This is a genomic window from Spirillospora sp. NPDC000708, from assembly GCF_040299565.1.
In the GTDB taxonomy this organism is placed as follows: Bacteria; Actinomycetota; Actinomycetes; order Streptosporangiales; family Streptosporangiaceae; genus Spirillospora.
In genome coordinates this window covers 25,321-49,139 of the sequence record NZ_JBEPCJ010000060.1, presented here as the reverse complement: position 1 = coordinate 49,139, position 23,819 = coordinate 25,321, and the positions used below count along the sequence as shown (strand labels likewise).

Below are 23,819 nucleotides of genomic sequence, written 5' to 3'. Positions count from 1 at the left end.
GCTCCCCGGCGGGTTCAGCCGCGCGCCGCCTCCCAGCCCTGGACCAGCTCGGCGGTCGCGTCGCCGACCAGCCCGACGGTCAGCCGCCCGTCCTCGCCCTGCTCGATCCGGACCCCGACCGGCCGCAGGTCGGGGACGCGGCCGCTGTAGAAGCCGGCGCGCTCCTCCATCCGCTCGTACTCCCCCGGACGCCACCAGTAGAGCTGCGGGCTGATCGGCCGCTCCCCGTTCCCGGCGAGCCGGTCCGCCACCTCCTGCATCGTCTTGAGCGCCAGGACGAGGTGCTGGTCGTTCCCGATCTCGTGCACCGCGACGTACTCCGGCAGCGGGAAGGCGACGAGGGCGCCGAACGGCAGCGGCCCCGGGAAGTGGCGGCGCAGCACGTGCGCGTGGGCGCCGATGTAGCGGTGCTGCTCGCCGATGTGCGCGATCTTCACGCCGTCGACGTCGGTGGCCTGCACGTAGTGCGGCTCGGCCTCGATGGAACGGGCCAGCGCGGCGCCGAACGCCTCGTGCTCGGGCACGTCGCCGAGGTCGGCCCGGTTCAGCGGGACGATCGAGTCGGGCAGGTCGGCGACGACCGTCTCCAGCAGCCCGGGAGCGAGCGGCCGGGTCACCAGCGCGGCCCGCATCCGCTCGTCGAGCGCGCTCTCCGGGTAGAGGCGGACGCGCAGGCTCCCCTCCTCCAGCATGCGCCGCGCGCCTCCGCCGGCGGGCGCGGCGGCGGGCCCGCGCTCGATCGCCTGGACGGCCCGGTCGGCGTACTGCGCGGCGAGCCCGGGCAGGTCGGCGCGCGAGTTGCGGCCGGCGTAGGCCCGCCACTCGGAGATGTCCGCGCGCGCTTGGGAGCCGTCCTTGAACGTGATGGCGACCGTGTTCGGGTCGGGCAGCGAGCACGGGTATCCGCGCCGTGCGAAGGCGTCGATGAGGGCGGCGGCGATGGCGTCGTTCGGGTTCATGGTCATGTACGACCCGTCCCGGGCCGCCGGGGTTCCCGTGATCTCGATCATTTCGCGTAGTAGCGGGTGAGGGCGGCGACGCAGGCGGCCTGCCGGGCCGGGTCGCCGGGGAACCTGCGGCGGCACTCCGGGCCGATCCACGACGGCGCGGCCGGGCGCGCGGTGCGCGGTTTGGACGGCACGTGCGGGCGCGGCGCGGGCCGGGGGCGGGGCCGCGGGCGCGGGGACCTGTGCGATGGTTGCGTGGCGGACGGGCGGGCGTGCACCGGACCCGCCTGCGCGTGCCCGTCCCCCGACGACCCGCGCGGCGCCGCCGTCCCCGACGGTCCGCCTCCTGGCCGCGCCCCTGGCGGGTCGTCCTGCGTGTTCACCGGGCCGCCGGGCACGGGAGCGGGTACGTCCGGCGCGACTCCCGATCCGGCTCCAGGCAGCGTCGCCGACGGGCCGGGCGGCGATGCCGATGCGGCCGACGCGGGCGCGGACGGACTCACCGCGTCCGGCCGGAGGCTTCTCGCCGGGGGCTCGCGCCTCGTCCCGTAGCCGATCACGCCGACGATGCACGCCGCCAGGACGAGGGCGAGCGCGGCGGCCGGGAACGGCGAGCGACCGCGAGAGACCAAGGCCGCGCGGGCGCCGAACAGGCGGGAGCGGAGGGGCGGGCGGGGCGTGGCGCGGGTGTATCCGGCAGGGGGGAGGTCACGGGATTCGGGCACGGTCCGATCGTCACGGTCCGCGCACGGCCGCACACGGAGAATGCCGGAGACCGTTGCCCGCTCGATACAGTCACGGACCCCGCAGCCCCCGGCGGGCGGTCGGGTGAGGCCCAGGTCAGGGCAGCGGGACGGTGGTGAAGCGGCGCAGCGACAGCGCCGGGTTCTTCTTTCGCACGGCCGCGACCCGCTCGGGCGACACGTCGGCGGACGCGGTGCCGGTCGTCTCCCCCAGCGCCGCGACGACGACGCCCATCGGGTCGACGATCATGCTGTTGCCCGCGCCGGTCGGGGCGCACTGGTCGGCGGCCGCCACGTAGATCGTGTTCTCGATCGCGCGGGCCCGCACGAGCGTGCGCCAGTGGTCCTCCTTGAGCGGCCCCGGCACCCACTCGGCGGGCAGCGCGAGCACGTCCGCGCCCGCGTCCACGATCCGCCGCGTCACCTCGGGGAACCGGACGTCGTAGCAGGTCTGCATGCCGAACCGCACGCCGTCCACGGTGAACGTCTCCGGGGCGCCGATCGGGCCGGGCCGGACGACCTCCGACTCCTTGTAGCCGAACGCGTCGTACAGGTGCGTCTTGCGGTAGGTCGCGGCGACGGCGCCGTCCGGGCCGATCGCGAGGAGGGTGTTGGAGATCCGGCCGGGGTCGTCGAGCCGCTCGTTCACGCCCGCCACCACGTGCACGTCGTGCTGGCGCGCCAGCTCGCCGAGCCCGGCCGCGAACGGGCCGTCCAGCGGCTCGGCCGTGTCGAGGAAGCGCCGGTCCAGCTTCGGCGCGGTGAACATCGCGAACTCCGGGAACACGACGACCCGCGCGCCGCGCCCCGCCGCCTCCGCGGCGAGCTTGCCGATCGCCGCCAGGTTGGCGTCCTTGTCCTCACCCGGCGCGAACTGCGCGACCGCTACCTGCACCATCTCGGCCCTCCCGTCCCGTCCGGCCGGTTCCCCGCCCGGCCGATCACATGCGGTCCACGGCGGTGACCCGGACGACCGCCGCGCCCTCCTGGTCGGAGCCCGCCAGGTCGACCTCGGCGGAGATGCCCCAGTCGTGGTCGCCCGCCGGGTCGTCGAACACCTGCCGGACCCGCCACAGCGCGTCCTCCGGCACCTCCTCGATCCGCAGCAGCTTCGGCCCGCGCGCGTCCGGGCCGGTGAGCAGCTCGTCGTGGTCGTCGAAGTAGCCGTCCATCGCCTCCCGCCAGGCGTCCTCGCCGAAGTCGGGGTCCATCTCGCCGAGCTCCCGGTACCGCTCCAGCGCCGCCAGCTCCACCCGGCGGAACATCGCGTTGCGGACCAGCACCCGGAACGCCCGCGCGTTCGCGGTCACCTTCGTGACCCGGTCCTCGATCGGCTCGTCCACGGCCTCGTCGGCCGGGTTGGCGAGCTGCTCCCACTCGTCCAAGAGGCTGGAGTCCACCTGCCGCACCAGCTCGCCGAGCCACTCGATCAGGTCGATGAGGTCGTCGGTCTTGATCGACTCGGGGACGGTCTGCTGCAGCGCCTTGTACGCGCCCGACAGGTACCGCAGCACCAGCCCCTCGGCCCTGGCCAGCTCGTAGTACCCGATGTACTCGGTGAACGTCATCGCCCGCTCGTACATGTCCCGGACGACCGACTTCGGGCGCAGCGGATGGTCGCCGACCCACGGGTGCCCGGCCCGGTAGATCTCGTACGCGGCGTCGAGCTCCTCCTCCAGCGGCTTCGGGTGGTCGACGTCCTGGAGCAGCTCCATCCGCTCCTCGTACTCGATCCCCTCCGCCTTCATCTCCTGGACGGCCTCGCCGCGCGCCTTGTTGACCTGCGCGGCGAGGATCTGCCGCGGGTCGTCCAGCGTCGCCTCGATCACCGACAGCACGTCCAGCGCGTACGACGGCGACGCCGGGTCCAGCACCTCGAACGCGGCCAGCGCGAACGTCGACAGCGGCTGGTTGAGCGCGAAGTCCTCCTGCAGGTCCACGGTGATCCGCGCGTACCGGCCGAGGTCGTCGGGCTCCGGCAGCACCTCCACCACCCCGCCGGCCAGCAGCGACCGGTAGATCGCGATGGCCCGGGAGATGTGCCGGCGCTGCGCCGACGGCTCCTCGTGGTTGTCGGTCAGCAGCCGCTTCATCGCCTGGAACGCGTTCCCCGGACGGGCGATCACCGACAGCAGCATCGCGTGCGACACCTGGAACCGGGACCGGAGCATCTCCGGCTCGGCGTCCTGGAGCTTCTTGAAGACCTCCTCGTCCCAGCCGACGAACCCCTCCGGCGGCTTCTTGCGCTGCACCTTCCGCCGCTTCTTCGGGTCGTCGCCCGCCTTGGCGAGGGCCTTCTCGTTCTCCACCACGTGCTCGGGCGCCTGCGCGACGACGAACCCCACGGTGTCAAACCCGGCGCGCCCGGCCCGGCCGGCGATCTGGTGGAACTCCCGCGCCCGCAGCCGCCGCACCCGGTGCCCGTCGTACTTGCTCAGCGCGGTGAACACCACCGTCCTGATCGGGACGTTCACCCCGACGCCCAGCGTGTCCGTCCCGCAGATGACCTTCAGCAGCCCCGCCTGCGCGAGCCGCTCCACCAGCCGCCGGTACTTCGGCAGCATCCCGGCGTGGTGCACCCCGATCCCGTGCCGGACGAACCGGGACAGGTTCCGCCCGAACTTCGTGGTGAACCGGAACCCGCCGATCAGCTCGGCGATCCGCGCCTTCTCCGCCTTCGTGCACACGTTGATGCTCATCAGCGACTGCGCCCGCTCGATCGCCGCCGCCTGCGTGAAGTGCACCAGGTAGATCGGCGCCTTCTGCTCGGCGAGCAGCTCCTCGATCGTCTCGTGCAGCGGCGTCACCCGGTAGTCGTAGATCAGCGGGACGGGCCGCTCCGCCGACGTCACCAGCGCGGTCGGCCGCCCCGTGCGGCGCGTCAGGTCCTTCTGGAAGAACGACACGTCGCCGAGCGTCGCCGACATCAGCAGGAACTGGGTCTGCGGCAGCTCCAGCAGCGGGATCTGCCACGCCCACCCCCGCTCCGGCTCGGCGTAGAAGTGGAACTCGTCCATCACGACCACGCCGATGTCGGCGTCGGCGCCGTCCCGCAGCGCGATGTTCGCCAGCACCTCGGCGGTGCAGCACACGATCGGCGCGTCCGCGTTCACGCTGGCGTCGCCGGTCATCATCCCGACGTTCTCGCGGCCGAACATCTCGCACAGGTCGAAGAACTTCTCCGACACCAGCGCCTTGATCGGCGCCGTGTAGAACCCGACCTGGTCCTTGCCGAGCGCCGCGAACAGCGCGCCCGCCGCCACCAGGCTCTTGCCGGACCCGGTCGGCGTCGAGAGGATCACGTTGGCGCCCGAGACGACCTCGATGAGCGCCTCCTCCTGCGCGGGGTACAGCGTGATCCCGCGCCCGGACACCCATCGCTCGAACGCCTCGAACAGCGAATCGGGATCGGCGTCGGTACCGGAAGGAAGCTCATCGATCAGACTCACTCCTCCATCCTGCCCCGGATCGCCCACTGCTCGCGTCACCAGCCGCCGCGCGGCCCGTCCGAGCGGTGAGGACGGGCGGCCCGAAAGGGCCGCCCGGCGTCAGACGAGCGTGTGACCGTACTCGGCCGCCAGGGGCTCCAGATCGGGCTCGCCGTAGAGCTCGCGCATCGCCTTGAACGCCGCGACCTTGTCGCCGCCGAACCGCCGCACGTGCACCGCGTAGGAGGAGGCGTTGACGAACGCGGGCGGGTCGGTCTTGCTGTGGAACTTGTCCGCGTACATGACGAGCCGCTCCTCGCCCGTCTCGGCCAGGTAGTCGGCGCGGGGCAGGGGCAGGTTCTGCCGCTCGACGTCGTCCCTGGTCAGCCCCATCCCGGTGTGGTGCGAGCAGAACCGGCAGAGCGCCTCGGGGAGCCCCTCCTCCGCGAGCGCCTCGTGCCCGAGCACCCCGTGCCGGATGTACTGCTTGTGGTCGAGCTCCCCGGTGACGTCGTACAGCCGGTACACGCCGACGTCGTGCAGCAGGCACCCGGCCCGCACGAGCTCCTTGTCGACGTCCAGGCCGCCGGCGTCCATCAGCTGCTCGGCGATCCGGCACACGATCACGCAGTGCGTCCAGACCAGCTCGAACGCCCCGCGGCTCGGCGCCAGCCGCTCGTGCAACGCCCGAATCTCGCCGTCCTCCGGTATCCGCACGCGCCCGACCCTATCCGGGCGTCCGGCGGCCGGTTAGGGAGCGGACGTTCGGTTAGAACGTGCTGGACGAAACAGCGAGACGAGGAGACGGAGCCATGGCGAAGAAGAAGTACGACCCCGCCGACCGGGGCCCCGGCGCCAGCTCGGGGCACGAGGAGCTGCCGCACGAGCGGATCGTGCCCGGGAACGGGAGCGCCGCGGAGGGCTACGAGTCCAGGGAGGGGAGCGGGACCCGGGACGGCAACCCGATCGCGGGCGTGGAGCGGGAGGACGGCGACGCGTGACCGGCCCGGGACCGGGCCCGTCCGGCGCCCGCCGCTGATCGCCGGACGCCGGCCGGGCCCGATACGCCTCGGGGCGGCCGTCAGGACGCCGGCAGGGGGCGCCCCCGCTCCCCGGCGAGAGCGCCGGTCAGGACGTGACCTCGGTGCGGTCGCCGCCCCAGAGGGTGTGGAAGGAGCCGTCGCGGTCGACACGGCGGTAGGTGTGCGCGCCGAAGAAGTCGCGCTGGCCCTGCGTGAGCGCGGCGGGCAGCCGGTCGGCGCGCAGCGAGTCGTAGTAGGCGAGCGCGGTGGCGAACCCCGGCGCGGGGACGCCGATGCGGGCGGCGGTGGCGACGACGTCGCGCCAGGCGTCCTGGGCGTCGCCGAGGGCCTCGGCGAAGTGGTCGTCGGTGAGCAGCGTCGGCGTGGACGGGTCGGCCTCGTACGCGGCGCGGATCCGGTCGAGGAACCGGGCCCGGATGATGCAGCCGCCGCGCCAGATCGTGGCCATCGCGCCGGAGTCGATGTCCCAGCCGTACTCGGCACTGCCCGCCTGGATCTCGTGGAAGCCCTGCGCGTAGGCGACGATCTTGGACGCGTACAGCGCCTTCTCGACCTTGTCCGCGAAGCCGGCGTCGCCGGCGGTGCCGCGCGCGGGGCCCGGCAGGTTCCGGGACGCCTCGCGCAGGTCCGCGTGGCCCGAGACGGACCGGGCGAACACGGCCTCGGCGATGCCGCCGACGGGGACGCCGAGGTCCAGGGCCGTCTGGACGGTCCAGCGGCCGGTGCCCTTCTGCTCGGCCTGGTCCAGCACCACGTCCACGAACGGCTTCCCGGTCGCGGCGTCGGTGTGCGCGAGCACCTCGGCGGTGATCTCGATCAGGTAGGACTCCAGCCGGCCGGTGTTCCAGGTGCGGAACACCTCGGCGATCTCCGCGGGCGCGAGCCCCGCGGCGTGCCGCAGCAGGTCGTAGGACTCCGCGATCAGCTGCATGTCGGAGTACTCGATGCCGTTGTGCACCATTTTCACGAAATGCCCGGCACCGTCCGGGCCGACGTGGGTGCAGCAGGGCGTCCCGTCGACCTTCGCGGCGATGTCCTCCAGCAGCGGGCCCAGCGCCTCGTAGGACTCGGCGGAGCCGCCCGGCATGATGCTCGGGCCGTGCAGCGCCCCCTCCTCGCCGCCGGAGATGCCGGTGCCGACGAAGTGGATCCCGCGCTCGCGCAGCGCGGCCTCGCGGCGGCGGGTGTCGGCGAAGTGCGCGTTGCCCCCGTCCACGATCATGTCGCCGGGCTCCAGCAGCGGCGCGAACTCGTCGATCACCGCGTCGGTCGGCGCGCCCGCCTTCACCATGATCACCAGGCGGCGGGGCCGCTCCAGCGACGCGACGAACTGCTCGGCGGTCTCGGCGGGCAGGAAGGTCCCCTCGCCGCCGAACTCCTCCACCAGCGCCTTCGTGCGGGCCGCGGTGCGGTTGTGCACGGCGACGGGATGACCGTGCCGGGCGAGGTTGCGGGCCAGGTTGCGGCCCATCACCGCGAGCCCGGTGACGCCTATACGCGCCGTTTCCATTGGTTCTCTCCTCTTCGTGTGCCACCCTGGCCAAGGGGTCGTACGACGATCATGATCCCCCCGTTCGAACGCCGGCCCCGCATGTCCTGTTCCGGCACGGGAACGGGAACGGACGTTGAGAGCGATTCCGATCGTGTCATCCAGGGGGTGCGGATGCTGGGACTGCCGGACGCGGCGGCGGCGTGTCTGTTCGATCTCGACGGGGTGCTTACCCGCACCGCGGCCGTGCACGCGGCGGCGTGGAAGGAGATGTTCGACGGCTACCTGCGCGAACGCGCGGACCGGACCGGTGAGCCGTTCGTCCCCTTCGACCCGGTGAAGGACTACGGGACGTACGTCGACGGCAAGAAGCGCGAGGACGGGACGCGCTCGTTCCTGGAGTCGCGCGGCATCACGCTGCCCGAGGGCGACCCGGACGACCCGCCGGAGAACGCCACCGTGCGCGGCCTCGGGAACCGCAAGAACGCCCTGGTCCTGGAGCTGATCCGGACCAAGGGCGTGGAGACCTTCGACGGGTCGATCGACTTCGTCCGCGCGGCCCGCGAGGCCGGGCTGCGGACGGCGGTGGTGTCCTCCAGCGCCAACACCGTGCAGGTGCTGCGCTCGGTCGGGATCACCGACCTGTTCGACGCCCGGGTGGACGGCGTCGTCGCGGCGCGGCGGAACCTGCCCGGCAAGCCCGCGCCCGACATGTTCCTCGCGGGGGCGAAGGAGCTGGACGTGCCCGCGAGCCGGGCCGTGGTGTTCGAGGACGCGCTCGCCGGCGTGGAGGCCGGCCGGGCGGGCGGGTTCGCGTACGTGGTGGGCGTCAACCGGGTCGACGGCGACCACGCGAAGGAACTCGCCGCGCACGGCGCCGACGTGGTGGTGAACGACCTGTCCGAGCTGCTGGAGGACAAGTGACGGACCCGGAGGGACAGACCAGCGTCGACCGGCCCGTGTTCACCGTGGAGCCCTGGTGCGTCCGCGAACCGGAGCTGCGGCTGGACCGGCTGGCGCAGAGCGAGTCGGTGTTCGCGCTGTCGAACGGCCATCTCGGCCTGCGCGGCAACCTCGACGAGGGGGAGCCGCACGGCCTGCCGGGCACCTACCTCAACTCCTTCTACGAGCAGCGGCCGCTGCCGCAGGCGGAGACCGCCTACGGCTACCCCGAGTCGGGGCAGACGGTCATCAACGTCACCAACGGCAAGGTGATCCGGCTGCTGGTGGACGACGAGCCGCTGGACGTGCGGTACGGGCGCGTCCACCACCACGAGCGCGTCCTGGACATGCAGGCCGGGACGCTGACACGGCACGTGGAGTGGACGTCGCCCGCCGACCAGCGCATCCGGGTGACCTCCACGCGGCTGGTGTCGCTGACGCAGCGCGCGGTCGCGGCGATCTGCTATGACGTGGAGCCGGTCCACCAGTCCATGCGGGTGGTCGCGCAGTCGGAGCTGGTCGCCAACGAGGCGCTGCCGGACGGCGACAAGGACCCGCGCGCGTCGGCGATCCTCGACCATCCGCTGATCAGCGAGGAGCACGTCGCCAACGGCACGAAGGTGCTGCTGCTGCACCGGACGCGGCAGAGCGGGCTGCGGATGGCGGCGGGCATGTCGCACCACATCGAGGGCCCCGAGTCGATGGCGATCGAGACGGAGAGCTCGCCGGACGTGGGCCGGCTGACGGTCGCGACGCGGCTGGAGCCGGGGCAGCGGCTGCGGATCATCAAGTACCTGGCGTACGGGTGGTCGAGCCAGCGGTCCCGGCCGGCGCTGCACGACCAGGTGGTCGGGGCGCTGGCGGGCGCGCGGCAGACCGGCTGGGAGGGGCTGCTGGCCGAGCAGCGGCACTTCCTGGACGACTTCTGGTGCGGCGCGGACGTGGAGGTCGACGGCGACGCCGAGATCCAGCAGGCGGTCCGGTTCGGGCTCTTCCACACCCTGCAGGCCGGCGCGCGCGCGGAACGGCGCATGATCCCGGCGAAGGGCCTGACGGGCCCGGGCTACGACGGGCACACGTTCTGGGACACCGAGACGTTCGTGATGCCGGTGCTGACCTACACCGCGCCGGACGCCGCCGCCGACGCGCTCGCCTGGCGGCACATGACGCTGCCGCTGGCGTGCGAGCGGGCCGCCCAGCTCGGGCTGACCGGCGCCGCGTTCCCGTGGCGGACGATCCGCGGCCACGAGTGCTCCGGCTACTGGCCCGCCGGGACCGCGGCGTTCCACATCAACGCCGACATCGCCGACGCCGTCGTCCGGTACGTGGACGCCACCCAGGACGAGCGGTTCGAGCGGGAGATCGGGCTGGAGATCCTGGTCCAGACGGCGCGGCTGTGGCGCAGCCTCGGCCACCACGACGTCGGCGGGGTGTTCCGCATCGACGGCGTCACCGGCCCGGACGAGTACAGCGCGGTCGTGGACAACAACGTCTACACCAACCTCATGGCCCGCCGGAACCTTCTGGAGGCGGCGGAGACGGCGATGCGCCATCCCGACATGTGCGACCGGCTCGGCGTGGACGCCGAGGAGGCCGCGTCGTGGCGGGACGCGGCGTCGGCGATGGTGATCCCCTACGACGAGCGGCTGGGCGTCCACCCGCAGAGCGAGAACTTCACCAACCACGCGCGCTGGGACTTCGCGGCGACCAAGCCGGACCACTACCCGCTGCTGCTGAACTACCCCTACTTCGACCTGTACCGCAAGCAGGTCGTGAAGCAGGCGGACCTGGTGCTGGCCCTGCACCTGTGCGGGGAGGAGTTCACCGACGAGCAGAAGGCCCGGAACTTCGAGTACTACGAGAGCCTGACGGTGCGCGACTCGTCGCTGTCGGCGCAGACGCAGGCGGTCGTGGCGGCCGAGGTCGGGCACCTGGAGCTGGCGCACGACTATCTCGGCGAGACCTCGCTGATGGACCTGCACGACCTGAACCGCAACACCCGCGACGGGCTGCACGTGGCGTCGATGGCGGGCGCGTGGAGCGGGCTCGTCGCCGGGTTCGGCGGGATGCGGGCGAGCGGCGGGCGGCTGCGGTTCGCGCCGCGGCTGCCGGGCGGCATCAGCCGGCTGGCGTTCCGGATGCGGTACCGGGGCAGCCGGGTGCGGGTCGAGGTGACCGGGGAGTCGGCCACCTACGAGCTGCTGGACGGCCCGGCCATCACGCTGTGGCACCACGGCGAGGAGTTCGAGCTCGCGGACGAGCCGGTCGAGCTGCCGATCGAGCAGGTCCCGACCCGTCCGGCGCCGACCCAGCCGACCGGGCGGGAGCCGGCGCCGCGCCGCATCGACCCGCACAGCAGGGAGCCGCGGCCCGGCATCACCTGACCCGGTGCGCCGCCGCCGGCCGCTTCCGGCCTCGGCCCGGCCTCCGGCGCGCGCCGGGCCGCGCCGGAGGTCAGGAGCGGGCGGCGCAGGACACCGGGTCGCAGTCGTCCTCGGACGCGGCGCCCTCGCCGTCCCCGTCCGGGGCCTGCCGGGGCGCGGGGCGGGCGGCGTCGACCAGCAGGCGGCGCGGGCCGGGCCCCTCGTCGCCGAGCCGGTCGTAGGGGTTGGCGAGCGCGCACTTGTTGATCGACAGGCAGCCGCAGCCGATGCACTCGGTGAGGTCGTCGCGGAGCCTCTCCAGCTGCCGGATCCGGGCGTCGAGGTCGGCGCGCCACAGGTCGGACAGCCGCGCCCAGTCCGCGACGGTCGGCGTGCGCTCCTCGGGGAGCGTGGCCAGCGCGTCCCTGATGTCGGCGAGCGGGATGCCGACCCGCTGCGAGACCTTGATGAACGAGACGCGGCGCAGCGTGTCGCGGGTGAAGCGGCGCTGGTTGCCGGCGGTCCGGCGGCTGCGGATCAGCCCCTTGGCCTCGTAGAAGTGCAGCGCCGAGACGGCCACGCCGCTGCGCTCGGCGAGCTGCCCGACGGTCAGTTCGTGCTTGCGGTGCTCCAGGCGCGTCATGCCGCGCATCCTATGCGACCTCAACCGGACTTGAGGTTACCTGGCGGTCAACACCGGTGCGCCCCGCCGCACCGGCCTGGAAGGGTCACAGCGGGGAGGGGCGCAGCAGGGAGGGTCAGTGCTGCCCCGCGAGCCGCTCCAGGTGCCGTTCGATGCGCTCGAGCCGCGCCCGCAGGTCGGCGACGTCGCCGGCGGAGGCGGACTGCTCGGCGTCCCGCAGCCGGACCACGACCGCACCGCCCGGTTCGAGGGTGACCATCCGGGTGTCGGCGACGTCGTCGCCGCCCTGCTCCTGGATCGCCTCGTCGACGTCGCCGGGCCGCAGCCCGAGGCGCAGCAGCGTCCGCCGCCGGTACGCCCCGTCCTCCGCCAGGACGCTCGCGCGGCCGTGCACCAGGCCGGACAGCCACGGCAGGAACAGCGCCGCCCGCACCAGCGCCGCGTTCAGCGCCAGCAGCACCACGGCGCCGAGCACTCCCCCGGTCAGCGAGTCGTCGGGGCCGATGACCGCGTTCTGCACGACGTTCGACAGCAGCAGCATGACCACGAAGTCGAAGCCGTTGAGCTGCGCCAGCTCCCGCTTCCCGGCCACCCGCAGCAGGACGACGACCACCAGGAAGACCGCCGCCGACCGGATCACCTTGTCGGCCACCGGGACGCCCATCCCGAACAGGTCATGCCACATGTTCCGCTCCGATCCCCAAAAGGCTCGCGCCCGCTCGCTGAAGGATCTCAGCGAGCGGGCGCGGACGGGCGGACCGCCCCGCCCCGCACGGCCGGCGGGACGGGCCGTGGCGGGACGGGCGGTGCCGGCTCAGGCCTCCAGGCGGCGCACCAGGTCGTGGTACTCGTCCCAGAGCGCCTTCGGCATGTGGTCACCGAACTTCTCGAAGAACTCGGGCACGAGGGCGGCCTCCTGCTTCCACACCTCGGTGTCGACCGACAGCAGCGTCTCCAGGTCGGCGTCGTCGATCACCAGGCCGTCGGTGTCCAGCGACTCCTTGGTCGGCAGCTGCCCGATCGGGGACTTGGCCGCGTCGGCCTTGCCGTTCAGCCGCTCGACGATCCACTTCAGCACCCGGCTGTTCTCGCCGAAGCCGGGCCAGATGAACTTGCCGTCGGCGTTCTTGCGGAACCAGTTGACGTAGTAGATCCGCGGGAGCTTCTCGGCGTCGGTGGCCTTGCCGATCTCCAGCCAGTGGCCGAAGTAGTCGCCCATGTTGTAGCCGCAGAACGGCAGCATGGCGAACGGGTCGCGGCGCAGCTCGCCGACCGTGCCCTCGGCCGCGGCGGTCTTCTCGGACGCGATGTTCGCGCCGAGGAACACGCCCTGCTGCCAGTCGAAGGACTCGGTGACCAGCGGCACCGCGGACGCGCGGCGGCCGCCGAACAGGATCGCCGAGATCGGCACGCCCTTCGGGTCCTCCCACTCGTCCGCCGCGATCGGGCACTGCCCGGCCGGGGTGGTGAAGCGGGCGTTCGGGTGCGCGGCGGGCGTGTCGGACGCGGGCGTCCAGTCGTTGCCCTTCCAGTCGGTCAGGTGCGCGGGCGGCTCGTCGGTGAGGCCCTCCCACCACACGTCGCCGTCGTCGGTGAGCGCCACGTTGGTGAAGATGCTGTTGCCCCACAGCGTCTTCACCGCGTTGGCGTTGGTGCTCTCGCCGGTGCCGGGCGCGACGCCGAAGAAGCCGGCCTCGGGGTTGATGGCGTAGAGGCGGCCGTCGTCGCCGAACCGCATCCAGGCGATGTCGTCGCCGATCGTCTCGACCTTCCAGCCCGGGATGGTCGGCTCGAGCATGGCGAGGTTGGTCTTGCCGCACGCCGACGGGAACGCGGCGGCGACGTAGCGGGTCTCGCCCTCCGGCGGGGTGAGCTTGAGGACGAGCATGTGCTCGGCCATCCAGCCCTCGTCGCGCGCCATCGTCGAGGCGATGCGCAGCGCGTAGCACTTCTTGCCCAGCAGGGCGTTGCCGCCGTAGCCGGACCCGAAGGACCAGATCTCGCGGGTCTCGGGGAAGTGGGTGATGTACTTGGTGGAGTTGCACGGCCACTTGACGTCGGCCTGCCCCGGCTCCAGCGGCGCGCCCACCGAGTGGACGGCCTTGACGTAGGTGCCGCGCTCCTCGATCAGCCGCAGGGCGCCCGTGCCCATCCGCGTCATGATCCGCATCGAGACCGCGACGTAGGCGGAGTCGGTGATCTCCACCCCGAGCTGGGAGATGGTGCCGCCCAGCGGGCCCATGCAGAAGGGCACCACGTACATGGTGCGGCCCTTCATGCAGCCGTCGAAGAGCCCGTCGAGGGTCTGCCTCATCTCGGCCGGCGCGATCCAGTTGTTGGTCGGCCCGGCGTCCTCCTCCTTCTCGGAGCAGATGAAGGTCCGGTCCTCGACCCGGGCGACGTCGGTCGGGTCGGAGGCGGCGTGGAAGCTGTTGGGCCGTTTGGCCGGGTCGAGCCGCGTGAGGGTGCCCTGCTCGACGAGGAGGCCGGTCAGACGCTCCCACTCCTCGTCCGAGCCGTCACACCACTCGACGCGGTCGGGCTTGGTCAGCTCGGCGATCCCGCGTACCCACTCCACTAGTTCGGTGTGGCCGGTAGGGGCCTGGTCGAGGCCGGGGACCTGGTTGGACACGGGCAACTCCTTCAGCTGTTCGCAGGATGTTTGCATGATGAACAAGAGCCGACGTTTTTGCCATTTGGTCTGGACCAATCCCGTCGCCTTCTGGGCCTTCCCGTGCAGTTTTGTGATTGATATCACTGGAGCACGGGCGCCGACGGCGGCGCGCCGCCGCCCCCGGCTACGACCCGCTCAAGCTGGGTAAACGTGGGTTTCGGTGGCCTTCACGGCCGCCCAAATCGTGCTGCCCTCGGACAAATCGAGTTCCGCGACAGATGCGGGAGTGATGTCCGCGACGGCGTCGAAAGGCGGGCCGGACAACCGCACCCGCACCCGGTCTCCATGGCGTTCGACCGCCACGACACGCGCGCGCCAGAGGTTGCGCGGGCTGCCGTCGGGGCGAGTACGGTACAGCGCGACCGACGATGGCGTGAAGGCCAGGAAGACCTCACCCTGGAGCGAGTCGACTGTGTCCAGCGTGTACTCGCTCCCGGTGTCCCCGATGACTACGGTGCCCCCCTCGGCCTTCCCCCGGTACAGGTTCAGCCCGACGAGCCGGGCGACGTAGTCGGTGCGCGGCCGCCGGGCGACCTCCGCGGGCGTGCCCTCCTGGACCAGCCGGCCGCCCTCCACCACGGCGATCCGGTCCGCCAGCACCATCGCGTCCAGCGGGTCGTGGGTGACGAGCACCGCGGCGCCCGCGAACCCGGCCAGGTGCCGGCGCAGCGCGGCGCGGATCTCCAGCCGGGTGTGCGCGTCGAGCGCGGCGAGCGGCTCGTCCAGCAGCAGCAGGCCCGGCTCGACGGCCAGCGCGCGCGCCAGCGCGACCCGCTGCGCCTGCCCGCCCGACAGCGCCCGGGGGCGCGCGGACGCGTACTCGGCGAGCCCCACCCGCTCCAGCCACTCCGCCGCCCGGCGCCGCGCGGCGCGGCGGCCGGCGCCCTGGCAGCGCGGCCCGAACGCGACGTTCTCCAGGACGCTGAGGTGCGGGAACAGCAGGTAGTCCTGGAAGACCATGCCGACGCCGCGGCGCTCGGCGGGCAGCGGGCGCAGGTCCGTCCCATCCAGCCGGATGTGGCCGCCGGGCATCGCGACGAGCCCGGCGAGCGCGCGCAGCGCGGTGCTCTTGCCCGCACCGTTCGGCCCGAGCAGCGCGACGACCTCGCCGGGCGCGGCGGCGAGCGCGAGGTCCAGGTCGAACGCGCCCCGCCGCACGACGAGCCGCGCGTCCAGCCCCTTCGCGCCGCCGTCCCCGCCGGCGCCGCCGTCCCGGGTCGCGCCGCCGTCCCCGGACGTCACGTCTCCACCCAGCGGTCGCGGAGCGCGGCCAGCACGGCCACCGACACCGCGAGCAGCACCAGGCTCAGCACGATCGCGGCCTGCGGGTCGTTCTGCAGCGCGAGGTAGACCGCGAGCGGCATCGTCTGGGTCCGGCCGGGGAAGTTGCCCGCGAAGGTGATCGTCGCGCCGAACTCGCCGAGGGCCCGCGCCCAGCACAGCACCGCGCCGGCCGCGACGCCCGGCGCCACCAGCGGCAGCGTGACGCGGCGGAAGATCGTCCAGCGGCCGGCGCCGAGGGTGGCGGCGGCCTCCTCGTAGCGCAGGTCGGCGGCGCGCAGGGCGCCCTCCACGCTGATCACCAGGAACGGCATCGCGACGAACGTCTCGGCGAGCACCACCCCGGCGGTGGTGAACGGCAGCGTGATCCCGAACGCCGAGTCCAGCCACTCGCCGACCAGCCCGCGGCGGCCGAGCGCCAGCAGCAGCGCGACGCCGCCGACGACCGGCGGCAGCACCAGCGGCACGGTCACCAGCGCCCGGACGATCCGCAGGCCGGGGAACGACGCCCGCGCCAGCACCCAGGCCAGCGGGACGCCGAGCAGCAGGCACACGCCGGTGGCGAGCGTGGCGCTCAGCAGCGACAGCCGCAGCGCCTCCAGCACCTGGCCCCGGCCGAGCCGGGTGCCGAGGGTGGACCACGGGGCGCGGGCGAGCAGCCCGGCCAGCGGCAGCACCAGGAACGCCAGTCCGGCCAGCGCGGGCAGCAGCAGGAACCAGGGCGGCCGGCCGGACCGGTTCACGGCGCCTCGAACCCCGCCGCGGTGAGCGCGGCCCGGCCCTGCGCCCCGAGGACGAGCTGGATGAACCGCTCGGCGAGCGCGCCCTGCGGCGCCTTCTTCACCTCGACGATCGGGTAGTCGTTGACCGCCTTGGCCGACTCGGGGAACTCGATGGCCTTCACCTTCCCGGCCGCGGCCTTGGCGTCGGTGCGGTAGACGAGCCCGGCGTCGGCCTCGTCGAGGCTCACCTTGGTGAGCACCGCCTTGACGTCGCTCTCCTCGGACGCGGGCGCGACCTTGACGTTCGCCGCCGCGAGCGCCTTCTTCGCCGCCGCGCCGCACGGCACCGTCGGCGCGCACAGCACGACCTTCAGCCCGGACCGCGCCAGGTCCGCCAGCCCGGCGACCTTGCCGGGGTCCTTCGGCGGGACGGCGATGACCAGGCGGTTGCGGGTGAACACCCGCGGGGTCCCGGCGGCGTCGCCCGCGTCGGTGACGGTCTTCATCGTCGCGGGGCTGGCGGAGGCGAACACGTCCGCCGGGGCGCCCTGCGCGATGCCCTGCGCGAGGCTGTCGCTGCCACCGAAGTTGAACCGGACCTTCACCCCGGGGTGCGCGGCCTCGAAGGTCTTGCCGAGTGCGGTGAAGGTCTCGGTCAGCGAGGCCGCCGCGAACACGGTGAGGGTCTTGGACCCGCCGCCCGAGGAGGTGCCGCCGCCGGTGTCGCCGCAGCCAGCCGCCGCCAGTGCCAGGGACGCCGCGAGCACGGCCGCCGATGTGCGCTTGAACATGTCACTCCTCAAGGGGGTCAGCCCGGGTCGGACACCTCGACGACGACGTTCGTCGACTTCACCACGGCCTCGGCGACCACGCCGACCCGCAGGCCGAGCTCGTCGGCCGCCTCGCGGCTCATCAGCGACACCAGCCGGAACGGCCCCGCCTGGATCTCCACCTGGGCCATCACGCCGTCCCGGACGACCTCGGTGACGATCCCGCGCAGCCGGTTGCGCGCCGAGGAGAACCGCTCGGCCTGCTCGGAGGGCGCGGCGCCGCGCGCCTGGTCGCGCGCCTGGTCCCGCACGAAGGCGGCCAGTTCGGCGCCCGGCACCCGCCGGTGGCCGTGCTCGTCCCGCTCGGCGGGCAGCCGCCCGCCGTCCACCCAGCGCCGGACGGTGTCGGCGCTGACCCCGAGCAGCGCGGCCGCCTCACTGATCCTGAACGTCGTCACGAGGGATGATCGTAGCCCTCGCAGATTCGACCCGCATCTATGCATATGGCCAGATATTGCAAGCCGTTCAGGGCGTTCTCTCTGGCATTTGCCATAGCCGCACCTTCACCGCCCCCCGGCTTCGGGAGGACGGCGGCCGGATGTCACCATCTACTTACATCCCCGTCGCGAGGAGGACCCGGTGACGCAGCCGCACCCGACGACCCTGGTCATCGAACGCCACGGGACCGCGAGCCTGCGGTCCCGTGCGGTCTCGGCGGGGATCCGCCGCTTCCTGCGCCCCCGGCTGGCCAAGGCCGCCGCGCTCCCCTTCGACGACCGGGCGCTGCGGCGCGCGGCGGCCCTGGACCGGCTCGCCGCACGGGCCCCGGCACCGCGGGGCGTCCGCACGGAGAAGGTCCGCTTCGACGGGTTCGGCGCGGAGTGGGTGCGCGGGCCCGGCGCACCGTCCGCCCGCGACCGCGTGATCCTCTACCTGCATGGCGGCGGCTGGGTCTGCTGCGGCCTCAACACGCACCGCCGGATGATCGCCTCGTTCGGCTCCGCCGCCGGCGTCCCCGCGCTGTCGGTCGACTACCGGATGATCCCCGCCGTCCCGTTCGAGCGGGAGGTCGAGGACTGCCTCACCGCCTACCGGTGGCTGCTCGACGAGCGGGGCGTCGACCCCGCGCACATCGTCATCATGGGCGACTCGGCGGGCGGGCACCTCACCTTCGCCACCGCGCTGCGCGCCCGCGCCGAGGGCCTGCCGATGCCGGCGGCGCTCGCCGCGCTGTCCCCCATGCTCGACATGGACCTGACCGACAAGCTCGCGCACGCCAACATGGGCCTCGACCCGTCCGACCCGGGCGTGCTGCTGGAGCGGCTGGTGGAGGCGTTCCTCGGCCACCTCGACCTCAAGGACCCGGCGGTCTCCCCCGTCCGCGCCGACCTGGCCGGGCTGCCGCCCGTCCTGCTCACGGCCGGCTCCACCGAGCTGCTGTACTGCGACTCCGAGCTGATGGCGCGGCGGCTCGCCGAGGCCGGCGTCCCCGTGACGCTGCAGGTGTGGGACCGGCAGATCCACGTCTTCCAGATGTTCGGCCCGTACCTGCCGGAGTCCCGCGCGGCGATCCGCGCGCTCGGCCGGTTCGTCCGCGACGCGCTGGACGGCCGCCTCGCCGCGGCCCCGGACGGCACGCCCGCCGGCCTGGAGAGCGCCGGTTGACCTGAATCGCGGTTGAGGTCCTAGCGTCGGCTCCGTGAGCACCACCGCAGATCGGAGAGCGACGATGCCCGACCCGTTCACCCCGGCCGAGCGCGCCTACCTCGGCACGCAGAGCCTCGGCCGGCTGTCCACGATCGGCCCGGACGGCGGGCCGCAGACGCGGCCCGTCGGGTACCGGCTGAACGGCGACGGGACGATCGACATCGGCGGCCCGGACAACGCGGCCAGCCGCAAGTACCGCAACGTCCTCGCGGACCCGCACGTGTCGTTCCTCGTCGACGACAAGCCGCCCGCCGACGACCCGGACGCGGTGCGGCCCGGCTGGGGACGCGGCGTGGAGATCCGCGGGACCGCGGAGCCGGTCAAGGGCCGCATGCACATCGGCGAGGGCTTCTTCAGCGACGACCTGATCCGGATCCGCCCGGTCCGCGTGATCAGCTGGCACATCGACGCCGAGCGCCCCGAGCAGCAGGCCCGCACGGTGGCCTGAGACGGCGGTGTGGACGCGGACACCGCGGGTAAAGGGGGTGCAAAACAGAATCCGTAGCCCGGTCAGGAGGAATGATCATGACTGGGACCATGCGCGTACCGCGCACCAGGGGCGGCTTCAGCGGGATCCTGCTGGTGCTGCTGGGCCTGTGGGGCGGGCTGCTGCCCTTCGCCGGCCCCTACTTCGACTTCGGGTTCGCGCCCGACGACACCTGGGTCTACGACACCGACCGGCTCCAGCTCAGCATCGCCCCCGCGGCCGCCGCCGTGCTGGGCGGGCTGATCGTGCTGTTCAGCGCGCACCGCGCGATCGCGATCCTCGGCGCGTGGCTGGGCGTCCTCGGCGGCGCCTGGTTCGCTGTGGGCGGGCCGCTCGCCACGCTGTGGGACGTCCCGGGCGTGGGCGCGCCGCTCGGCACGGGCGAGGGCCGGCACCTCGCCGAGCAGCTGTCCGGCTTCGCCGGGCTCGGCGTCGTCATCGTGTTCTTCGCGGCGCTCGCGCTCGGGCGGTTCGCGGTGGTCGGCGTCCGCGAGGCGGTGCCGCCGGACGAGCCGCAGCGGGAGTCCGCCGGCACCACGCAGCCGCTGGTGTTCGGCCGCTACGCGCGGGAGAACGCCGGGCCGGGGCAGCCGGTCGAGCCGGGGCGCCCGCCCGCGCCGCGCCCGCCGGGCGACCAGCGGGTCGCGGGCGAGCAGGGCCGCGTCGAGCGGTAGCGAGCACGGCCGCGTCGAACGGTAGGAGGCCGGACGGCGGCCGCCCGGACCGTGGCGGTGCGGGCGGCCGTTGTGCGGGCGGCCGTGCGGGCGGTCAGCGGTTCCGGCTGCGCATGTTCCGGACGGACTTGGTGGTCTCGTAGCTGCCCTTCTCGTCGTCCAGCTTCACGTCGTCGCGGTCGGTGAACATCGCGACGAACGCGACGAGCAGGCCGACGCCGCCGATCCACGGCTCGCGCCAGACGAAGCTGGCCGCCACGCAGGCGACCGCAACGGCAATGAGCAGCAAGAGCTTCACGTCGCACCCCTCGACCGCGCCATGAACGTCCGGGAGAACCGCTCACCCAGACTAGAACACGCATTCGTTGCGAGATCAACGAGTAATGGAAGACTTACGCGCTGCCCGCAGGATGCATCCTGACACGCCGCGGCCCGCCGGGGAAAGATCCCCGGCGGGCCGCGGCGGAAAATCCGGCTACTTGCGGGCCTTGCCGCGCTTCTCGCGGATCTTCATCGCGATGTCGAGCGGCGTCCCGGCGAACCCGAACTCCTCGCGCAGCCGCCGCTCGATGAACCGCCGGTACCCCTCCTCGAGGAACCCCGAGGTGAACAGCACGAACCGGGGCGGCCGCACCCCCGCCTGCGTCGCGAACAGCACGCGCGGCTGCTTGCCGCCGCGCACCGGGTGCGGGTGCGAGTTCACCAGGTCGGCGAAGAACTGGTTCAGCTTCGACGTCGGGACGCGGGTGTTCCAGCCGTCCAGCGCCGTGTCGATCGCCGGGACGAACCGGTCCATGTGCCGGCCCGTCTTGGCGGAGATGTTCACCCGCGGCGCCCACCGCGCGTTGTGGAGCTGCCGGTCGATCTCCCGCTCCAGGTAGTGGCGGCGCTCCTCGTCCAGCAGGTCCCACTTGTTGTACGCGATGACCAGCGCCCGGCCCGAGTCGATCACCATCGACACGATCCGCAGGTCCTGCTCGGCGAGCGGCTCCGCCGCGTCCACCAGCACGACCGCGACCTCGGCGCGCTCCAGCGCCGACTGGGTGCGCAGCGTCGCGTAGAAGTCGGCGCCCTGGTTCTCCCGGTGCCGCCGCCGGATCCCCGCCGTGTCGATGAACCGGAACGTCCGGCCGCCCAGCTCGATCAGCTCGTCGATCGGGTCGCGGGTGGTGCCGGCCACCGCGTCCACCACGGCCCGGTTCTCCCCCGCCAGCTGGTTCAGCAGGCTCGACTTGCCGACGTTCGGACGGCCCAGCAGCGCGATCCGGCTCGGCCCGCCCTGCTCCCCGAACGTCTCGCGCGGCGCCTCCGCCGGCAGCGCCTCCAGCACCGCGTCCAGCAGGTCCCCGCTGCCGCGGCCGTGCAGCGCCGACACCGGGTGCGGCTCCCCGATCCCCAGCGACCACAGCATCGCCGCGTCCGCCTCGGCGCCCGTGTCGTCGACCTTGTTGGCCACCAGCACCACCGGCTTGCCGGACCGGCGCAGGATCTCCACCACGGCCTCGTCCACGTCCGTGGCGCCCACCGTCGCGTCCACCACGAACATCACCACGTCCGCCAGGTCGACCGCGAGGCGCGCCTGCTCGGCGATCGCGGCGGCCAGCCCGGCCGCGTCCGGCAGCCAGCCGCCGGTGTCGACGACGGTGAACCGCCGCCCCGACCACGTCGCGTCGTAGGCGACCCGGTCCCGGGTCACCCCCGGCACGTCCTCCACGACGGCCTCGCGGCGCCCCAGGATCCGGTTCACCAGCGTCGACTTGCCGACGTTGGGCCGCCCCACCACCGCCACCACCGGCGCGGGGCCGGCGTCGGCGGCGACGTCCTCGACGACGTCCGCGGTCTCGATCTCGTAATCGCTCACAGTCACATATCCCCACAGGGGCCGTCAGGCCGCCCGCTCACTCATGCTCTTTGGCGAGGCGGACGACCGCCTCGATGACCTCGGCGAGGCCCAGTTCCGTCGAGTCGATCTCGTGCGCGTCCGCCGCCTTCGCCAGCGGCGACGCCTTCCGGGTGGAGTCCAGCCGGTCGCGGCGCGCCTGCTCCGCCTGCGTCACCGTCACCGACGCGCCCGGGTCCGCCGCCAGGTCCTTCGCGCGGCGGGCCGCCCGCACCTCCTCGCTGGCGGTGAGGTACACCTTGACGGGCGCGTCCGGCGCGACGACCGTGCCGATGTCGCGGCCCTCCACGACGATGCCCCCGTCCGTCATGATCTCACGCTGCAGCGCCACCAGCCGCGCCCGGACGGCCGGGACCGCGCTGACCGCGCTGACCGCGTTCGTCACCTCGCGGGTCCGGATCGGCTCCGAGACGTCCTGCCCGTCCACGCTGATCGACGGGGCGTCCGGGTCGGTGCCGGACACGATCACCGGGTCCCCGGCGCGCGCCGCGACCGCGTCGGCGTCCTCGACCGGGACGCCGTTGCGCAGCATCCACCACGTCATCGCGCGGTACATCGCGCCGGTGTCGAGGTAGCGCAGCCCGAGCGCGCGGGCGACGCCCTTGGACGCGCTGGACTTGCCCGAACCGGAGGGTCCGTCCATGGCGATGACGAGCGGCACGATCGCTCCCTTTCGTCGGCGTCGAAGCGCCCGCCGGCGCGGGCGGGCGGCGGGCGGGGCGGGCGGCGGAACGCGAGCGTTTCCCTCGCGGGGGCCCAGCGCATCAGGCTACCGGCCCGCGCGCACCACCGCGGCCCGCCGCAAGATCCGCGGCCCGGCTAGCGGCCGGGCACCGACCAGCCGCGGGAGCGCAGCTCGGTGGCGAGCCTCTCCGCCGCCTCCGGCACCACCGCCAGCTCCAGGACGCCCAGCGGGCGGCCCGGCGAGTGCTCGATCGTCACGTCCTCGATGTTCACCCCGGCGACCCCCGCCGCCTGGAAGATCATCGCCAGCTCGCCCGGCCGGTCCGGGATGACCACCTGCACCGTCGCGTACGCCGACTGGCCGCCGCCGTGCTTGCCCGGGATCCGGGACCGGCCCGCGTTCCCGCGCAGCAGCAGGTCCGCGACGTGCGCCGACGCGCCCTCGCTGCCGTCGCGCAGCAGCGACGCCGCCACCGCCAGGTCCGTCGCGACCGCCTCCAGCACGTCCGCGACCGGCTCGGCGTTCGCCGACAGGATCCCGATCCACAGCCGCGGGTCGCTCGCCGCGATCCGCGTCACGTCCCGGACGCCCTGCCCCGACAGGCCCAGCGCCACGTCGTCGGCGCCCGTCAGCCGCGCCGCGACCGCCGCCGACACCACGTGCGGGCCGTGCGACACCAGCGCCACCGCCCGGTCGTGCTCGGCGGCGTCCACCTCCACCGGCATCGCGCCGCACGCCTTCACCAGCGCCGTCACCGCCGCCACCGCCTCCGGAGCCGCCTCCGGCGTCGCGCACAGCGCCCACGGCCGGCCGAGGAACAGGTCCGGGCGGGCCGCGCCCGGCCCCGACCGCTCGCTGCCGGCGAGGGGGTGCCCCGCCACGAACGTCGACAGGTCGCAGCCCAGCTCCGCCGCCTGCGCCAGCGGCAGCGCCTTCACGCTCGCGACGTCCGTGTACGCCGTGGCCAGACCGCGCTTCTGCGCGTCCAGCAGCGTCACCGCGACCGCCGCGGGCGGCACCGCCAGCACCGCGAGGTCCGCAGGCTCCGCGGACGCGCCGCCCGGCAGCGCCGTTCCCGCGCCCAGCTCGACCGCCAGCGCGAGGGCGGCGGCGTCCCGGTCGGTCAGCAGCACCTCGGCGCCGCGCTCGCGCATCGCCAGCGCGATCGACGTGCCGATCAGGCCCGTCCCGACCACGACGATGCGGCCCACCACGTCCTCGTCCACGCCCGTCACCCTACTGCGCCCCATCCCGCCTGATCATCGTTCCGCTGATCATTGCGACCGCCTGCCCCGCCGGGCGCCACCGCGCCCCGCACATG

23 protein-coding genes are annotated in these 23,819 nt (G+C 73.6%); 6 read left to right on the top strand and 17 right to left on the bottom strand.

All coding sequences use genetic code 11. The annotated features are described in order from the left end of the window. Positions 1-14: 14 nt before the first annotated feature. The 5 genes from ABT299_RS33945 to ABT299_RS33925 form a co-directional block, all read right to left on the bottom strand. On the bottom strand, positions 15-1,010 hold the full coding sequence (locus tag ABT299_RS33945; protein WP_190867889.1) for a hypothetical protein: 996 nt from the start codon (positions 1,008-1,010) through the stop codon (positions 15-17). Continuing rightward, positions 1,007-1,672, bottom strand: coding sequence for a hypothetical protein (locus tag ABT299_RS33940; protein WP_500253222.1), 666 nt, complete (start codon positions 1,670-1,672; stop codon positions 1,007-1,009). Before ABT299_RS33940 ends, ABT299_RS33945 begins: the two co-directional genes overlap by 4 nt. A gap of 115 nt (positions 1,673-1,787) precedes the next feature. After that, positions 1,788-2,588, bottom strand: a complete 801-nt coding sequence (locus ABT299_RS33935; protein WP_500253221.1) for a carbon-nitrogen hydrolase family protein — start codon at positions 2,586-2,588, stop codon at positions 1,788-1,790. Positions 2,589-2,631: 43 nt separating this feature from the next. After that, positions 2,632-5,139, bottom strand: a complete 2,508-nt coding sequence (locus tag ABT299_RS33930; protein ID WP_190867883.1) for a DUF3516 domain-containing protein — start codon at positions 5,137-5,139, stop codon at positions 2,632-2,634. A 99-nt stretch (positions 5,140-5,238) separates the two neighbouring features. Next, entirely contained in the window at positions 5,239-5,835 is a 597-nt protein-coding gene (locus tag ABT299_RS33925; RefSeq protein ID WP_500253220.1) for an HD domain-containing protein, read from the bottom strand. A gap of 95 nt (positions 5,836-5,930) precedes the next feature. On the opposite strand from ABT299_RS33925, the gene ABT299_RS33920 reads away from it, so the two are divergent. Then, positions 5,931-6,119: a hypothetical protein gene (locus ABT299_RS33920; protein ID WP_190867879.1), complete on the top strand. Its 189-nt coding sequence runs from the start codon at positions 5,931-5,933 to the stop codon at positions 6,117-6,119. Positions 6,120-6,246: 127 nt separating this feature from the next. Here the strand turns inward: ABT299_RS33920 and gnd are convergent, their stop codons facing one another. Further along, positions 6,247-7,671 (bottom strand): NADP-dependent phosphogluconate dehydrogenase, encoded by a 1,425-nt coding sequence (gnd, locus tag ABT299_RS33915; protein ID WP_387019366.1) that lies wholly within the window; start codon positions 7,669-7,671, stop codon positions 6,247-6,249. 153 nt (positions 7,672-7,824) lie between these two features. Between gnd and ABT299_RS33910 the strand changes: the two genes are divergently transcribed. Both ABT299_RS33910 and ABT299_RS33905 read left to right on the top strand, forming a co-directional pair. Further along, positions 7,825-8,574, top strand: a complete 750-nt coding sequence (locus tag ABT299_RS33910) for an HAD family hydrolase (protein ID WP_190867924.1) — start codon at positions 7,825-7,827, stop codon at positions 8,572-8,574. Next, the gene (locus ABT299_RS33905) at positions 8,571-10,976 is read left to right on the top strand and encodes a glycoside hydrolase family 65 protein (protein ID WP_387019363.1); all 2,406 of its coding nucleotides are present in this window, start codon (positions 8,571-8,573) and stop codon (positions 10,974-10,976) included. The genes ABT299_RS33910 and ABT299_RS33905 overlap by 4 nt, the downstream gene beginning before the upstream one ends. 70 nt (positions 10,977-11,046) lie before the next feature. On the opposite strand, the gene soxR is transcribed toward ABT299_RS33905, so the two are convergent. The 7 genes from soxR to ABT299_RS33870 form a co-directional block, all read right to left on the bottom strand. Continuing rightward, positions 11,047-11,598: a redox-sensitive transcriptional activator SoxR gene (gene soxR, locus ABT299_RS33900; RefSeq protein WP_190867873.1), complete on the bottom strand. Its 552-nt coding sequence runs from the start codon at positions 11,596-11,598 to the stop codon at positions 11,047-11,049. A gap of 115 nt (positions 11,599-11,713) precedes the next feature. Further along, positions 11,714-12,283, bottom strand: coding sequence for a DUF421 domain-containing protein (locus ABT299_RS33895; protein WP_500253219.1), 570 nt, complete (start codon positions 12,281-12,283; stop codon positions 11,714-11,716). Between the two features lie 129 nt (positions 12,284-12,412). Continuing rightward, the gene (locus ABT299_RS33890; RefSeq protein ID WP_387019353.1) at positions 12,413-14,230 is read right to left on the bottom strand and encodes a phosphoenolpyruvate carboxykinase (GTP); all 1,818 of its coding nucleotides are present in this window, start codon (positions 14,228-14,230) and stop codon (positions 12,413-12,415) included. A gap of 177 nt (positions 14,231-14,407) precedes the next feature. Then, positions 14,408-15,448, bottom strand: coding sequence for an ABC transporter ATP-binding protein (locus tag ABT299_RS33885; protein WP_500253229.1), 1,041 nt, complete (start codon positions 15,446-15,448; stop codon positions 14,408-14,410). Positions 15,449-15,510: 62 nt separating this feature from the next. Beyond that, on the bottom strand, positions 15,511-16,296 hold the full coding sequence (modB, locus tag ABT299_RS33880) for a molybdate ABC transporter permease subunit (protein ID WP_433137868.1): 786 nt from the start codon (positions 16,294-16,296) through the stop codon (positions 15,511-15,513). After that, positions 16,293-17,066 (bottom strand): molybdate ABC transporter substrate-binding protein, encoded by a 774-nt coding sequence (modA, locus tag ABT299_RS33875; protein ID WP_500253218.1) that lies wholly within the window; start codon positions 17,064-17,066, stop codon positions 16,293-16,295. Before modA ends, modB begins: the two co-directional genes overlap by 4 nt. A 17-nt stretch (positions 17,067-17,083) precedes the next feature. After that, positions 17,084-17,503, bottom strand: coding sequence for a TOBE domain-containing protein (locus ABT299_RS33870; protein ID WP_190867861.1), 420 nt, complete (start codon positions 17,501-17,503; stop codon positions 17,084-17,086). 181 nt (positions 17,504-17,684) lie between these two features. Here ABT299_RS33870 and ABT299_RS33865 point away from each other — a divergent pair, with 181 nt between their 5' ends. From ABT299_RS33865 to ABT299_RS33855, 3 genes are all read left to right on the top strand, one after another. Further along, on the top strand, positions 17,685-18,710 hold the full coding sequence (locus tag ABT299_RS33865) for an alpha/beta hydrolase (RefSeq protein WP_387019345.1): 1,026 nt from the start codon (positions 17,685-17,687) through the stop codon (positions 18,708-18,710). A 34-nt stretch (positions 18,711-18,744) separates the two neighbouring features. Next, positions 18,745-19,200 carry a PPOX class F420-dependent oxidoreductase gene (locus ABT299_RS33860; RefSeq protein WP_500253217.1) on the top strand — a complete coding sequence of 152 codons (456 nt, stop codon included), beginning with the start codon at positions 18,745-18,747 and terminating at the stop codon, positions 19,198-19,200. 77 nt (positions 19,201-19,277) lie between these two features. After that, a complete protein-coding gene (locus tag ABT299_RS33855; protein ID WP_500253216.1) occupies positions 19,278-19,913 on the top strand; it encodes a hypothetical protein in 636 nt (211 codons plus the stop codon). 94 nt (positions 19,914-20,007) lie between these two features. Here ABT299_RS33855 and ABT299_RS33850 read toward each other — a convergent pair whose 3' ends face one another. The 4 genes from ABT299_RS33850 to ABT299_RS33835 form a co-directional block, all read right to left on the bottom strand. Then, entirely contained in the window at positions 20,008-20,211 is a 204-nt protein-coding gene (locus tag ABT299_RS33850; protein ID WP_151546846.1) for a hypothetical protein, read from the bottom strand. Positions 20,212-20,388: 177 nt separating this feature from the next. Continuing rightward, a complete protein-coding gene (gene der / locus ABT299_RS33845) occupies positions 20,389-21,774 on the bottom strand; it encodes a ribosome biogenesis GTPase Der (RefSeq protein ID WP_500253215.1) in 1,386 nt (461 codons plus the stop codon). A 37-nt stretch (positions 21,775-21,811) separates the two neighbouring features. Then, complete coding sequence (gene cmk / locus ABT299_RS33840; RefSeq protein WP_307800561.1) at positions 21,812-22,474, bottom strand: (d)CMP kinase; 663 nt, start codon at positions 22,472-22,474, stop codon at positions 21,812-21,814. A gap of 158 nt (positions 22,475-22,632) precedes the next feature. Next, positions 22,633-23,748 carry a prephenate dehydrogenase gene (locus ABT299_RS33835; RefSeq protein WP_190866090.1) on the bottom strand — a complete coding sequence of 372 codons (1,116 nt, stop codon included), beginning with the start codon at positions 23,746-23,748 and terminating at the stop codon, positions 22,633-22,635. Positions 23,749-23,819: the final 71 nt, after the last annotated feature.